Origin of the sequence: Pseudonocardia sp. (assembly GCF_025965585.1) — a bacterium.
Lineage (GTDB): Bacteria > Actinomycetota > Actinomycetes > Mycobacteriales > Pseudonocardiaceae > Pseudonocardia.
Window position 1 is genome coordinate 1 of record NZ_JAOPWR010000320.1, and the last position, 13393, is coordinate 13393.

Annotated in this window: 13 protein-coding genes and 1 pseudogene; 10 read left to right on the forward strand and 4 right to left on the reverse strand. The window is 73.2% G+C overall.

The genetic code is table 11. From position 1 onward, the window contains the following. The coding region (locus JWR81_RS19420) for a hypothetical protein (protein ID WP_297654565.1) at nt 1-613 on the forward strand (613 nt) is incomplete at its 5' end. Between the two features lie 18 nt (nt 614-631). Here the strand turns inward: JWR81_RS19420 and JWR81_RS19425 are convergent. The 3 genes from JWR81_RS19425 to JWR81_RS19435 form a co-directional block, all read right to left on the reverse strand. Further along, a complete protein-coding gene (locus tag JWR81_RS19425; protein WP_297654568.1) occupies nt 632-1144 on the reverse strand; it encodes a PadR family transcriptional regulator in 513 nt (170 codons plus the stop codon). Between the two features lie 61 nt (nt 1145-1205). Next, nucleotides 1206-1604, reverse strand: coding sequence for a molybdopterin-binding protein (locus tag JWR81_RS19430; protein WP_297654571.1), 399 nt, complete (start codon nt 1602-1604; stop codon nt 1206-1208). A gap of 10 nt (nt 1605-1614) precedes the next feature. Next, the gene (locus tag JWR81_RS19435; protein WP_297654577.1) at nt 1615-3123 is read right to left on the reverse strand and encodes an NAD(P)/FAD-dependent oxidoreductase; all 1509 of its coding nucleotides are present in this window, start codon (nt 3121-3123) and stop codon (nt 1615-1617) included. Nucleotides 3124-3665: 542 nt separating this feature from the next. Here JWR81_RS19435 and JWR81_RS19440 point away from each other — a divergent pair. From JWR81_RS19440 to JWR81_RS19455, 4 genes are all read left to right on the forward strand, one after another. Then, nucleotides 3666-4178 (forward strand): DUF1097 domain-containing protein, encoded by a 513-nt coding sequence (locus tag JWR81_RS19440; RefSeq protein WP_297654580.1) that lies wholly within the window; start codon nt 3666-3668, stop codon nt 4176-4178. Between the two features lie 421 nt (nt 4179-4599). Next, nucleotides 4600-5406: an FAD binding domain-containing protein gene (locus JWR81_RS19445; protein WP_297654584.1), complete on the forward strand. Its 807-nt coding sequence runs from the start codon at nt 4600-4602 to the stop codon at nt 5404-5406. Next, nucleotides 5403-8111 (forward strand): molybdopterin cofactor-binding domain-containing protein, encoded by a 2709-nt coding sequence (locus JWR81_RS19450; protein WP_297654586.1) that lies wholly within the window; start codon nt 5403-5405, stop codon nt 8109-8111. The genes JWR81_RS19445 and JWR81_RS19450 overlap by 4 nt, the downstream gene beginning before the upstream one ends. Nucleotides 8112-8184: 73 nt before the next feature. Then, nucleotides 8185-9684, forward strand: a complete 1500-nt coding sequence (locus JWR81_RS19455; protein WP_297654589.1) for a DUF2235 domain-containing protein — start codon at nt 8185-8187, stop codon at nt 9682-9684. A gap of 35 nt (nt 9685-9719) precedes the next feature. Here the strand turns inward: JWR81_RS19455 and JWR81_RS19460 are convergent, their stop codons facing one another. Then, the gene (locus JWR81_RS19460) at nt 9720-10745 is read right to left on the reverse strand and encodes an NAD(P)/FAD-dependent oxidoreductase (protein WP_297654594.1); all 1026 of its coding nucleotides are present in this window, start codon (nt 10743-10745) and stop codon (nt 9720-9722) included. Between the two features lie 66 nt (nt 10746-10811). Here JWR81_RS19460 and JWR81_RS19465 point away from each other — a divergent pair, with 66 nt between their 5' ends. The 5 genes and pseudogenes from JWR81_RS19465 to JWR81_RS19485 form a co-directional block, all read left to right on the forward strand. Then, nucleotides 10812-11405, forward strand: coding sequence for a helix-turn-helix domain-containing protein (locus JWR81_RS19465; protein WP_297654597.1), 594 nt, complete (start codon nt 10812-10814; stop codon nt 11403-11405). 121 nt (nt 11406-11526) lie between these two features. Next, a complete protein-coding gene (rnhA, locus tag JWR81_RS19470; RefSeq protein WP_297654612.1) occupies nt 11527-11979 on the forward strand; it encodes a ribonuclease HI in 453 nt (150 codons plus the stop codon). A gap of 112 nt (nt 11980-12091) precedes the next feature. Beyond that, entirely contained in the window at nt 12092-12427 is a 336-nt protein-coding gene (locus JWR81_RS19475) for a hypothetical protein (RefSeq protein WP_297654600.1), read from the forward strand. Nucleotides 12428-12476: 49 nt separating this feature from the next. Continuing rightward, on the forward strand, nt 12477-12647 hold the full coding sequence (locus JWR81_RS19480) for a hypothetical protein (protein WP_297654603.1): 171 nt from the start codon (nt 12477-12479) through the stop codon (nt 12645-12647). Nucleotides 12648-13161: 514 nt separating this feature from the next. Beyond that, nucleotides 13162-13393, forward strand: a pseudogene (locus tag JWR81_RS19485) (DUF1772 domain-containing protein); the annotation flags it as partial.

Consider the following 13393-nt stretch of genomic DNA (forward strand, 5'->3'; position numbering starts at 1 on the left):
GGCCCGGGCCGCGGGCTCCCGCCGCCACGCCGACGAGCGGCTGCGGCGCACCGCCACCGAGGCCGCTGCACGGCTCGGCCACCCCGACATCGGCGCGGTGGTCCGTGACCGCGTCGCCGCCGGTCACAGCCTCGCCCGGATCAGCAGGGACGCCGGGCTGCACAAGGACTGGCTGTGCCGCCACCTCGCCGTCGTCGACCCGGACGCCGCCCGGTTCGCCGCCGCCGCCGCGCCGCTGCGCCCGGACGCGCCGTGGCTGCCCGCAGTGCGGGCCCTCGGCTTCCCCGACGTCGCCGGCTACCTGGCCGACCGGCACCTCGACCGACGGCACACCGTCGCGACGATCGCTGCCGAGATCGGGATGACGCACGGCGCGGTCGAGACGGCGCTCGCGCGCCACGGCCTCGACAAGGTGCCGCACGCCGCGTCCCGGGCCCGGTGCCACGACCGGGCCACGGCCGTCGCGGACCGTTTCGGGTTCGCCGACCTCGACGGCTACCTGGCTGACCGCCGGGCGGGCGGGCTGAGCTGGCGCGCCATCGCCGACGAGTGCGGCCGGCCGCCGTCCTGGGTGCGCCGCCGCGCGGGCCTGGACGGTCGCGGGAGGCGGTAGCCCGCGCGTGGTCCCCGGTCAGCGCGTCCGGGCCACGTCCTCCAGGAACGCCAGTGCCGCCTCGGCCGTCGACTGCCGCCAGGCCAGCAGAACGGCGTCGAACCCGCTGTGCCGGGCGCGCTCCGTCGCCACCGCCTGCGCGATCGGCTCCAGCACCTCCCGCTGGCGGGCGAGCAGCGGGGCCGGGTCGATGCCGCGCCGGTCGAGCAGGGCCAGCTTCATCAACAGATGCGAACGGATGTCCCGGACGTGCTCGACGGGCGCGCCCAGCCAGGCGTCCACCGCGACGCACCCCGCACTGGTCGCGGCGTAGCGCGTGCGCTGCGGCCCGGGCCCGGACTCCACGGCGGTCGCTGCGACGAGCTCGCCCTCCTGCAGCCGCCTGAGCGCCCGGTAGACGAGGGGTCGCGGCACCTGCCACACCCGCCCGAGCTCGCCGCCGTCGGCCGTGAGCGCGGCGATCGCGAAGCCGTGCCGCGGCTCCTCGCGCAGCACCGCGAGCACCGTCCACTCCGGCAGGGCCCAGGACATGGGGAAAGCCTAGGCCGTGTCCTCCGTTCGCTCTCATCGAGCAAGATCCCCAGGACGCGGCCTAGGCGGGCGGCCGCTCGATGATGACCTGCGTGTCCTTCACGGTGGCCACCGCGAGCGTGCCGGGCTCCAGGCCCAGCTCGGTGACGGCCTCCGTGCTCACCACGGCCTCGATCGGGGAGTTGCCGCAGAGCATCTCGACGCGACACACGACCGCCCCGTGGTCGACCCTGGTGACCAGCCCGACGAACCGGTTGCGCGTCGCCCGTCCGACGGCCACCGGGTCGGGCAGCGGCCGGGCCCGCTCCTGCGCGAGGCGGGCGGCCGACACCCCGTCGACGACGCGGCGGCCGCGCGCGTCGGACACCGCGGTGAGGTCGCCCGTGTCGATCCACCGCCGGACGGTGTCGTCGCTGACGCCCAGGACGTCCGCGATCTCGACGATCCGGAACTGCGGCACACCGCAGATGCTAGGACTGCGCCTCGAGTTCCTTCCGGCCAGCCCTCGGGGCCGTCGAGCATCCCCGGCCGAACCGCATGGACCGGTCGTCGATCTTGCGGAGCTTCATGTCGACGAGGTCGAGCGGATAGTTCTGGCGGGCGAGCCAAGGGCGGCCGGAGCCCTGCTTGGGCAGGTTGTCCACCATCCGCTGCACGTAGCCCGAGGTCAGGTTGAGGAACGGGCGGGGCTGGTCACGGGCCGGGTCGGTGGCGCCGATCTCCGGCGTGCAGGTGGTGTACCCGTGCGCGGACATGTGGTTGAGCAGTCGGCAGACGTACTGCGAGGCGAGGTCGGCCCGCAGCGTCCAGGAGTTGTTGATGTAGCCGATGCACCACGCGAGGTTGGGCACCCCGCTGAACATCATGCCCTTGTAGACGTAGAGCCTGCTGGGGTCGAGGGGCTCGCCGTCGAGGTCGAGCGCGATCTTGCCGAAGGCCACCATCTTGAGCCCGGTGGCCGTGACGATGATGTCGGCCTCCAGCTCGCGCCCCGACGTCAGCCGGATGCCCTTCTCGGTGAACGTCTCGATCGTGTCGGTGACGACGTCGGCCTTGCCGGAGCGCAGGGCCTTGAACAGGTCGCCGTCGGGGACGACGCAGAGCCGCTGGTCCCACGGGTCGTAGCGCGGGACGAAGTGCGGGTCGGCCGGGATCGACGCCGGCAGCTGCGCGGCCACGCGGTCGCGGAAGAGCTTGCCCACCTGCTTGGGCCAGCGCCGGGCCGCCTGGTAGGAGAGCGTGGTGAGCGCGACGCTCTTCGCGCGGATGACGTGGTGCGCGACGCTCTGGGGCAGGAGCGAGCGCAGCTTGTCGGCGATCACGTCCTTGCCCGGCAGCGACACCACGTAGCTGGGGGAGCGCTGCAGCATCGTCACCGATTCGGCCTGCTCCGCCATCGACGGCACGAGCGTGACGGCGGTGGCGCCGCTGCCGATCACCACCACCTTCTTACCCGCGTAGTCCAGGTCGGCCGGCCAGTGCTGGGGGTGCACGATCTGCCCGGAGAAGGTCTCGCTGCCGGGGAACGTGACGGTGTGCCCGTCGGCGTAGTCGTAGTAGCCGCTGCAGAGGTAGAGGAACGAGCACGTGAACGTGACCGTCTCGCCGCCCGTCTCGGCCTCGACCGTCCACAGCGCGTCCGCCGACGACCAGGACGCAGCCACGACGCGGTGGCCGAAGCGGATCTCCTTGTCGATGCCGTACTCCGCCGCCGTCTCCCGGACGTAGCTCAGGATCGACGATCCGTCGGCGATGGCGCGCGCGCTCTTCCACGGCCGAAAGGGGTACCCGAGCGTGAACATGTCGGAGTCCGAGCGGATACCGGGATAGCGGAACAGGTCCCATGTGCCGCCGATCGCGTCGCGCGCCTCGAGCACCGTGTAGGTGCGGCCGGGCGACTGCGTGCGCACCCGGTAGGCCGCGCCGATGCCGGACAGGCCGGCCCCGACGATGAGGACGTCCACGTGCTGAGCAGCCACGAGCTCTCTCCGATGCGTCGGCGGAACGGAAGTTACCGTCGGTACGTTACCGCCGGTAGCTCTCTGCCGACAGCCCAGCGGGCCGGGAACCGGTCAGGCCGCCGCCAGTCCGCCCGGTTCGGGGGGCGACGGTGGCCGGGCCGGGCGGTGAGCTCGAACTGGTCGAACGACCCGGTGTCGGCGTCCAGGCGGTGAGGTCGGCCGGCTCCAGCAGGGAGGTGTACGGCGTCGTCGCACCCGTGCGTCCGGCTGCCGTCCGCGTCCGCGGATCGCGTGCCATCGGGCAGCCTAGGCGATGTCCTTCGTCAGCGGATCATCTCGGCGTCCAGCAGCATCGGAGAGTGGTTGCGAGCGGCCGGAGATGTACGGGACGTGACCGTCCATTTCCGAACTGTGTCCTCCGGATAACAACGGATGACAGAGCCCGTGTTTCTGTCATCACGCGTTGTCAGAACGGTGTGAGCAGCTCATTGTTCGGCGCCAACACCCAAGTTTGCGTCCACCTGTCGCAGGGGACGCTGGACCGAAGGATGGCACAAGCCATGAAGCTGCCCGTCGCACTGGCCCTCGTCGTCGGCATCGTCGGTGGGATCATCACCTGGCTCTACGTCGGGCCCCTCGGATCTCTCGGCCTGGTCGTCCCGGCCACGTTCATCGCCGCCGCCAGCTTCTTCGCGGCCGGTGGCGACGTCCCGGGTCTGAAGAGGTCCCTGGCCGCCAACATCTGGGGGATCATCTGGGGCACCATCGCCCTGATCTTCGTCGGCCTGGTGTCCAGCCCGGTCCTGGTCGGTGTCGCCGTCGGCGGCGCCACGCTGCTGATGATCCTCGGCGCCCTCATCCCGGCCCTCGACTTCGTGCCCGGTCAGGTGCTCGGCCTGGCCACCACGGCGGCGTTCGGCCTGCTCACCAAGGCGTCGGGCACCGACTTCTCGCTCCCGACCGGCCCCTTCACCGTCATGCTGATCTCGTTCATCGTCGGTGCGGCGTACGGCTACGTCTGCAGCCTGCTCGTCGGCAAGCTCGTCGCCTCGACCTCGAAGGCCGCTGCCTGACCCACGCACCGCCCGCACCGAACGCCCCATCCCGCTAGCCGGGATGGGGCGTTCAGCCCGTCCAGGTCCAGACGAACGGGCCGCCGGGGAGAACCTTCCGCATCGTTCCGGTCGGACCCCATGCGATCGCACATGACCGTTATCCGGCCGGAACGCGAACGCGTTCGGGGAATCGGTTCGGGAATTCACTCGGCCGGCCGCCGAACTCGGGGGAACGCACCTCGTCCTGGTCTTCGGCGCTGCGAGCGCTTCGGTTCGAGGGTCCTCCAGGGCCGCTGCGGTGGTCCGACCGGTTGTTCGTGGGCTGCCACCGTCGACGCGCGGTGGTGGCGCTGATTGAATCGCCAGCTCAGGCCGCAGCCGGCCCCACACCGCCGTCCGGGCCCCGCTGCTGCAGGGTCGAGGCGGGACGGTGGTGGGTGTGGACCTCAATACGGTGGCCGAGATCTGCGGAGCGGACGAGGCCGGGCCGTGGCGGCCGGGCGACGCCTGGCTGGCCGGCGGCACCTGGCTGTTCTCCGAGCCGCAGCCGCACCTGACCCGCCTGCGCGACCTGGCCGGCACCGGATGGCCGGCGCTGCAGGTCGCCGACCGCGGCCTCGAGATCGCCGCGACCTGCACGATCGCCGAGCTGTCGCGGTTCGTCCCGCCCGCCCGGTGGCCCGGCGTGGCGGCGCTGATCACGCAGTGCTGCCGGTCGTTCGTCGCGTCGTTCAAGGTCTGGAACGTGGCCACGGTCGGCGGCAACCTCTGCAACGCGCTGCCCGCGGGCCCGATGACGTCCCTGACCGCGGCGCTGGACGGGACCTGCCTGCTGCTGGCGCCCGACGGCTCGCGCCGTGAGATCCCCGTCACCGACCTGGTCGTCGGTGACAACACCACGTCGCTGTCCGACGGCGAGCTGGTCCGCTCGGTCACCCTGCCCGACGCGGCCCTGCGCGACGTCACGGCGTTCCGGCAGGCGTCGCTCTACCCCGTGGGCCGGTCCGCCGCCCTGCTGATCGGCCGCCTCCACGAGGGCTCGCTCGTCCTCACGGTCACCGCGTCCGTCGCCCGCCCGCTGGTGCTTCGGTTCACCGGCGTTCCCGACGCGGCCACGCTCCGGGAGAGCGTCGAGGCGGCGGTGCCCGCCTGGTTCTGCGACGTCCACGGCACGCCCGAGTGGCGCAGGCACCGCACGGTGAGCCTCGCCGAGGAGATCCGCAGCGAGCTGGAGGCCGTGCGATGACGGTCGTCGTCAACGGCCGGGAGTTCACCGAGGAACCCCGCCCCGGCCAGTGCCTGCGCACCTACCTCCGCGACCGCGGCTGGTTCGGCGTGAAGAAGGGGTGCGACGCGGGCGACTGCGGTGCGTGCACCGTTCACGTCGACGGCACGCCCGTGCACAGCTGTCTCTACCCTGCCGTCCGGGCGCAGGGCCACGAGGTGACCACGGTGGAGGGGCTCGCGCGGGACGGCGAGCTGCACCCCGTCCAGCAGCGGTTCCTCGACGCGCAGGGCTTCCAGTGCGGCTTCTGCACCGCCGGCTACATCATGACCGCGGCGGTGCTGGACGACGACCAGCGCGCCGACCTGCCGCGAGCGTTCAAGGGCAACCTCTGCCGCTGCACCGGCTACCGCGCGATCGCCGACGCCGTGAGTGGCGTCCGCACCGTCGGCGAGGCGGCGCCGGGGGAGTCCGTCGGGGCGTGCGTGCCCGCGCCCGCCGGGCCGGACGTCGTCACCGGCCGCGCCCGCTACACGTTCGACGTCGACGTGCCCGGGCTGCGGCACCTCAAGGTCCTGCGGTCGCCGCACGCCCACGCGCGGATCACCGCGATCGACACCGTGGCCGAGCTGGCGGTGCCGGGCGTGCTCGCCGTGCTCACCCATCACGACGCCCCGACGAAGCTGTTCTCCACCGCCCGGCACCAGAAGCCGGAGGAGGACCCGGCCGACACCCGCGTCCTCGACGACGTCGTGCGGCACGTCGGGCAGCGCGTGGCGGCGGTCGTCGCCGACACCGAGGCCGCCGCGGAGGAGGGCTGCCGGCGCATCGCCGTCACCTACGAGGTGCTGCCCGCCGTCCATGACGCGGAGCAGGCGATGACCCCGGGGGCGCCGCTCGTGCACGGCGACAAGGGACCGGAGTGCCGGATCGCCCGCCCGCAGGACAACGTGGTCGGCGAGGTGCACGGCGAGATCGGTGACGTGGAGGCCGGCCTGGCCGCGGCCGACGTCGTCTACGAGGAGACGTTCCGCACCCAGCGCCTCCAGCACGTGCACCTGGAGACCCACGGCGCCCTGGCCTGGTTCGACGACGACGGACGGCTCGTGATCCGCTCCAGCACGCAGACGCCGTTCCTCACCCGGCGCGCCCTCTGCGACCTCTACGACCTGCCCGAGAACCGGGTGCGCGTGCTCGCGGGCCGCGTCGGCGGCGGGTTCGGGGGTAAGCAGGAGATGCTGGTGGAGGACCTCGTGGCGCTCGCGGCGCTGCGCACCGGCGGCCCGGTGAAGCTGGAGTACACGCGCGGCGAGCAGTTCGCGGCGTCCACCACGCGGCACCCGTTCACCGTCCGCGTCCGGGCCGGGGCCCGCGCCGACGGCACGCTCACCGCGCTCGACCTGCGCGTGGTCGCCGACACCGGGGCCTACGGCAACCACGGCCCCGCCGTGCTGTTCCACAGCTGCACCGAGACGCTGTCGGTGTACCGGTGCGCGAACAAGAAGGTGGACGGCTGGTCGGTCTACACCCACACCGTCCCGTCGGGCGCGTTCCGCGGCTACGGGCTCGGGCAGGTGAGCTTCGCGTTGGAGTCGGCGCTCGACGAGATGGCCCGCCGCGTGGGCGTCGCGCCGGTGGAGCTGCGCGCGCGCAACGTCATCGGGCCGGACGAGGAGATGGTGGTCCCGGGCGAGGAGGGCGCGCACGACCTCGAGATCGGCAGCTACGGCCTCGACCAGTGCCTCGACGTCGTCCGCGCGGCGGCCGCCGAGCCCGGTGAGGCCGCGCCTCCGGGCTGGCTCGTCGGCGAGGGCATGGCGATCGCCATGATCGCCACCGGGCCACCCGGCGGCCACCTGGCCGACGCCGCCGTCACCCTGGTCGACGACGGCGGCTACGAGCTGGTTGTCGGCACCGCGGAGTTCGGCAACGGCACCACCACCGTCCACCAGCAGATCGCCGCGGGCACGCTCGGCACCACCGTCGACCGGATCGCGGTGTGCCAGTCCGACACCGATCTCGTGCCGCACGACACCGGCGCGTTCGCCTCGACGGGCACGGTCGTCGCGGGCAAGGCGACGCTGCGCGCGGCCACCGCCCTGCGCGACGACCTGCTCGGGTTCGCCGCGGCCCACACCGGCGCCGATGCGGCGGAGTGCCGGTTGGAGGGCGACGCCGTGCGTTGCGGGGACCGGCGGCTGCCGCTCAAGGAGCTGTACGAGGCGATGCGCACCGCGGGCCGGGTGCCGTCCGCGTCCGGGCGGTTCGACGGCACGCCCCGCTCCGTCGCGTTCAACGCGCAGTGGTTCCGCGTGGCCGTCGACCCCGGCACCGGCGAGATCCAGGTCCTGCGCAGCGTCCACGCCGCCGACGCCGGCCGCGTGCTCAACCCGATGCAGTGCCGCGGGCAGATCGAGGGCGGCGTCGCGCAGGCGCTGGGCTCGGCGCTCTACGAGGAGGTCCGTATCGGCCCCGACGGCGGCGTCACCACGCGTGACCTGCGCAGCTACCACATCCCCGCCTTCGCCGACGTGCCGCGCACCGAGGTGCGGTTCGCCGACACCGTGGACGGGATCGGCCCGCTGGGCGTGAAGTCGATGAGCGAGAGCCCGTTCAACCCGGTCGCGCCGGCGCTCGCGAACGCCGTCCGCGACGCCACGGGCGTCCGCTTCACGCGGCTGCCGCTGGCCCGCGACCGGGTCTGGGCGGGGTTGCAGGCGCCCTGAGCCTGCGTGGCCGACGTATCAGCGACGCTCGGCGCGACTCCTGGGTGAGGGAGGCCGACTCCGGGAGGTGGACGTGCGCCGTCTCGTCGTGTGCTGCGACGGAACCTGGCAGAACGTCGCACAGGACAGCAACGTCATCAGGTTGCACACCGCGGTCGTCACCCCCGACGGCGACCCGGAACCGCTGTACGTCAAGGGGGTGGGGGTCTCCCGCAACCCCGTCGACAAGCTGCGTGGCGGGCTGATCGGGGCCGGCCTGTCCACCGGCGTCACCGACGGCTACGCCTGGCTGGTGCGCCACCACCGGCCCGGCGACGAGATCGCGGTTTTCGGCTTCAGCCGCGGCGCCTACACCGCCCGCAGCCTGGCAGGCATGATCGGCCGCGTCGGGCTCGTCGACGGCACGGGGCTCGACGACGCCGGGATCGCCGCCGCGGTCGAGCGCGCCTACACGCGCTACCGCGACGTCGACGCGGCCGCCGGCGACACGTCATGGAGCAGCGGGCTGTCACTCGCCTACCGTCCGGGCGACCCCGACCACCCCGTCCGGTTCATCGGCGTCTGGGACACCGTCGGCGCGCTGGGCATCCCGTCCTACATCGGTATCCCCGACCTGTTCGGCTCGCGCCGGCGCTACGAGTTCCTCGACGTCACGCTGAACCCGTACATCCCGCACGCCCGGCACGCGGTGTCGCTGGATGAGATGCGCGGCCCGTTCCGCCCGGCGCTGTGGCGCGGTGTCGCGCCGGGCCGCGACGTCAAGCAGGTCTGGTTCCCCGGCGACCACTGCGACGTCGGCGGTGGCCACATCCAGAAGGGGCTGAGCGACGGCGCCCTGGACTGGATGATGCGCGAGGCCACGGACGCGATCGGGCTGGAGTTCGACCGCAGCCGCATCCACGGCTTCGCCCCGAACTTCCAGGGCGTGCTGCACGGCCTGCGTCACGGACTGATCGGTGCGGTGCAGGAGGTGGGGTACCAGCCGCGGCCGCGGGCCACCCCGCGCGTCGACCACCAGCACGCCGTCGACGAGGTCGACCCGTCCGCCTACGAGCGGCAGAAGGCGATCGGCTACCGCGCCACCCGCACGCTCGCCGAGCCGGGGGAGAACGCGTCGGTCGTCGTCAACGCCGACCGGGGCTGGACCTCCACCGGCGTCTGGCTGGAGCCGGGCTCGTATCTGTTCCAGGCCTCCGGGACGTGGAGCAGCGCGGGCGACACGTGCGGACCCGAGGGCGACTCCTCCCGCCTGCACTTCTCCGGCAACGTCTTCAGCCGGGCGATCGGCGCGGTGGAGCGGGCTCTGCGCGCGGTCGTCGGCAACCCCGACGCCGAGCTCGCCGGCGCGCGCCGGGAGCCGGGACAGCCCTGGATGTCGCTCGTCGGGGTGGTGGCGAACGAGCAGACCCATGGCATCGGCGCTGTGGTCGCCCCGGACGACCACATCCCGATCGGCGCCCGCACCAAGGCGGACGTGGTGAGGGCGGGATACCTCCACGCCTTCCCGAACGATGCGTGGGGCTTCTTCGGCAACAACAGCGGGATGGTGCTGCTGACGGTGACCCGAACCTGACCCACCCCACGAGTCGACACATCCCGGCGCGCGGGTCAGGACCGTGCCGGGGTGAGCCCGTGGCGGCGCTCGCCGGTGACGATCTCGGCGACCCGGGCCCCGGACGCCGCGGAGAACGGGGACCGCCGCTGCTCGACGGCCCGGCGGGCGTCGTCCGCGACGAGGTCGGCGTTGAGCGCGGCGGCCGCGGCCACCCCCGCTGCTGCGGCGCCGACGACCCCGGCCATGAGGTCGGTGACGTTGCCCGCCACCCGCACGCCCGGCACGGACGTGAGCCCGGCGACGTCGGCCGCGACGTGCTGCCCGACGCCCATCGCGTGGTCGACGGCGGCGAGACCGAGGCCGGCGAGGACGTCCCCGCGGGCGACGAAGCGGGGCATGACCGCCAGGGCCCGGCGGGGCACGACCCGCCCGGAGGTGAGCCGCACCCCGCTCAGCCGGCCGTCCCGGGTCTCCAGGGCGGTCACCTCCCCGTCGACGACGGCGATGTCCCGGGCGGCGAGCTGCTCCCACTCGTCGGGGGCCGGGTCCGGGGAGGTGTGCAGGAACAGCGTCACGTCCGGGCTCCACTGACGGAACAGCAGCGCCTGGTGCACGGCGAACGGGCTGGTGGCGAGGACCCCGACCGGCTGGTCGCGCACCTCCCAGCCGTGGCAGTACGGGCAGTGCAGGACGTCGTGTCCCCACAGGTCGCGCAGGCCTGGGATGTCGGGCAGCTCGTCGACGAGGCCGGTGGTGACCAGCAGCCGGCGCGCGGTGACCTCCCTTCCGTCGTCGGTGCCGACGGCGAAGCCCGGCCCGTCGGCGCGCGCCGAGGTCGCCCGCGCGCGGACGACCTGCCCGCCGTAGCGGGTGACCTCGTCCTCGCCGAGCCGTACGAGGTCGGACGGCGCGAGGCCGTCACGGGTCAGGTAGCCGTGGATTCCGTCGGCCGGGGCGTTACGGGGCTCGCCCGCGTCGATCACGAGGACCGAGCGGCGGGCCCTGGCGAGGGTGAGCGCACCGGAGAGGCCCGCCGTGCCCCCGCCGATCACGATGACGTCGAAGTGGGTGTCGTCCATGCGCCGACTGTCCGCGCGCGCCGGACGACTTGACAACTTCCGTTGCCGAGATAGCAAAATGGTGACGTGACCGACGACGAGCCCGCCCTCGACGGCGTCCTGCAGGCCGTGGGCCCGAGGTTGAAGGCGCTCCGCCAGGCCCGCGGAGCCACGCTGGCCCAGCTCTCGAGCACCACGGGGATCTCGGTCAGCACCCTGTCGCGTCTGGAGTCCGGGCAGCGTCGTCCCACGCTGGAGCTCCTGCTGCTGCTCGCGCGTGCCCATCAGGTGCCGCTCGACGAGCTCGTCGACGCGCCGCCCACCGGCGATCCCCGCGTCCATCCGCGTCCCGTCGTCCGCCGCGGGATGACGATCCTGCCGCTCACGCGCAGGCCGGGCGGGCTGCAGGCGTTCAAGATGATCATCCCGATGCGGGAGGAAGACGCCGAGGCCGAGCTGCAGGTGCACGAGGGCTACGAGTGGCTCTACGTGCTGTCGGGACGGCTTCGTCTGCTGCTCGGCGAGCACGACGTGATCCTCACGGCGGGGGAGGTGGCCGAGTTCGACACCCACGTGCCGCACCACTTCCACAACCCGGGGCCCGGGCCGGCGGAGGTGCTCAGCCTGTTCGGGCCGCAGGGTGAGCGCATGCACGTGCGCGCCCGTCCCGCGGCCCGCTGACCCCGACGTCGGCCCTCAACTCGTCGGCGGGCCCGGCGCGTCCATGGTGACGATGGTGGGTCGGCCCATGGGGCGTCACCCCGGCCGCGGGCCTCGATAGGGTCCGGTCGTGACCGAGCCGATGCCGACCGTCGAGATCTTCACCGACGGTGCGTGCAGTGGCAACCCCGGGCCCGGCGGCTGGGGCGCGGTGCTGCGCTACGGCCGTCACGAGCGGGATCTGTGCGGGGGAGACGTCGGCCCCACCACCAACAACCGCATGGAGCTGACCGCCACCATCCGGGCCCTCGAGGCGCTCACCAGGCCGTCCGTGGTGGACATCCACACCGACAGCACCTACGTCCGCAACGGCATCACCTCATGGGTGCCGCGCTGGAAGACCAACGGCTGGCGCACGGCGTCCAAGGAGCCGGTGAAGAACGCCGATCTCTGGCAGCAGCTCGACGCCGCCGCCGGCCGGCACGAGGTGCGGTGGCACTGGGTCAAGGGCCACGCCGGGCACCCGGAGAACGAGCGCGCCGACCGTCTCGCCAACCGCGGGATGGAAGAGGCGCTGGCGGCCGCGCGCGGCTGACCGCGCCGTCGCCGTTCGGCACGCACCGTCCTGGGGACCTGCGGCGTGACCTCGGTTCGCGCGTCACCCGGGCTCACGCAGCGACCACACGGCCAGGGATAGCGTCGCTGCTGTGTCCAGCATTCTGTTCGTCCTCGCCGCAGGCCCGCCGGCCGCGACGAGCATGTCGCCGCTGACCGCGTTCGAGATCTTCCTCGGCATCCCCGCCGCGATCGTCGTGCTGGTCGTTCTGGCGGTCTACGGCAGTCGCTGGAAGCTCGTGCGCGAGCAGCACCGCACCGGCGGCAGCGCCTCGCGTTCGGCGCAGACGCTCACCGCGCCCGTGCTGGGAAGCCCGGGCACGCCCGTCCACATGGACTCCCGGCCCCGGTCCACCGTCGAGCCCACCGGGACCACCGGCGGCCCCGCCGCCGGGAGCGACGTCGCGGAACCCGACGGCGACCGGTGAGCAACCGGCCCTGCCCGACGGTGCACCCGCGCCGTGAGAGCATCCGCAGGTGGATGAGGACACGATCGTCGAACCCCACGTCTGCGTCCGCTGCTCGCAGCAGGCCCTGATCGGCATCGTCGGGCGGTGCGCCGACTGCATCGCCGACATGGGCCTACGCCACGCCGAGGAGTACGCGGCGTGGAAGATCGAGGTCAGCGACTCGATCGGGCGCGGCTGACGTCAGCCCGGCAGCACCTGGTGCACCGCCGCCACGGACCCGTGGACCGACAACCCGACGGGGCCCACGAGATCGGCCGGCGTCGTCTCCAGCGCCGGACGCATGAAGTCCTTCTGCGGCAGCGGGCTGTACTGCAGGACCTCGATACTGCAGGACCTCGATCGGGCCGAGCGTCCCGGTCACCCGCTCCAACGCGGCGGCGACCGAGGCCGGCTCGCGCACGTCCGCGGTGAACCCCCGGGGCCTTCACCCCGTCCGCGGCCAGGGCGTCGGGACGGCCCTGGTCGCGGGAGATGAGCCCGACGGGGAACCCCTCCGCCCTGAACCGCAGCGCGACGGCGGCCCCGAGACCTGGTCCTGCTCCGAGGATCGCGATGGACGTCATGTCCGGTTCGAGGCGACGGCGCCGTGCCCCGCGCCGCGACGGTGCCCGTCACACCCCGCGCCCCTTCCGCCGGTGCCATGAAGCTGATCGCCTCCGAGGCCGCCGATGACGAGCAGGGAGTGATGCCGCGTGGGCGTCGACATTCTTCAGGCCGTCGGCCTCGTCCTGGCCGGTCTCCTGGCAGGGGAGGAGTTCATCGTCCGCTACGGCGTCCAACCCGCCCTCCGTGCGCTCGAGGACCGCGCACACATCCAGGCCCGGGTGGCGCTCGTACGCAGCCTGAAGGTGATCGTCCCGATCCTCATGATCCCCACCGTCCTCGTCGGGATCGCGGTGCTGGTCGTCAGCGGCACCGGTGACG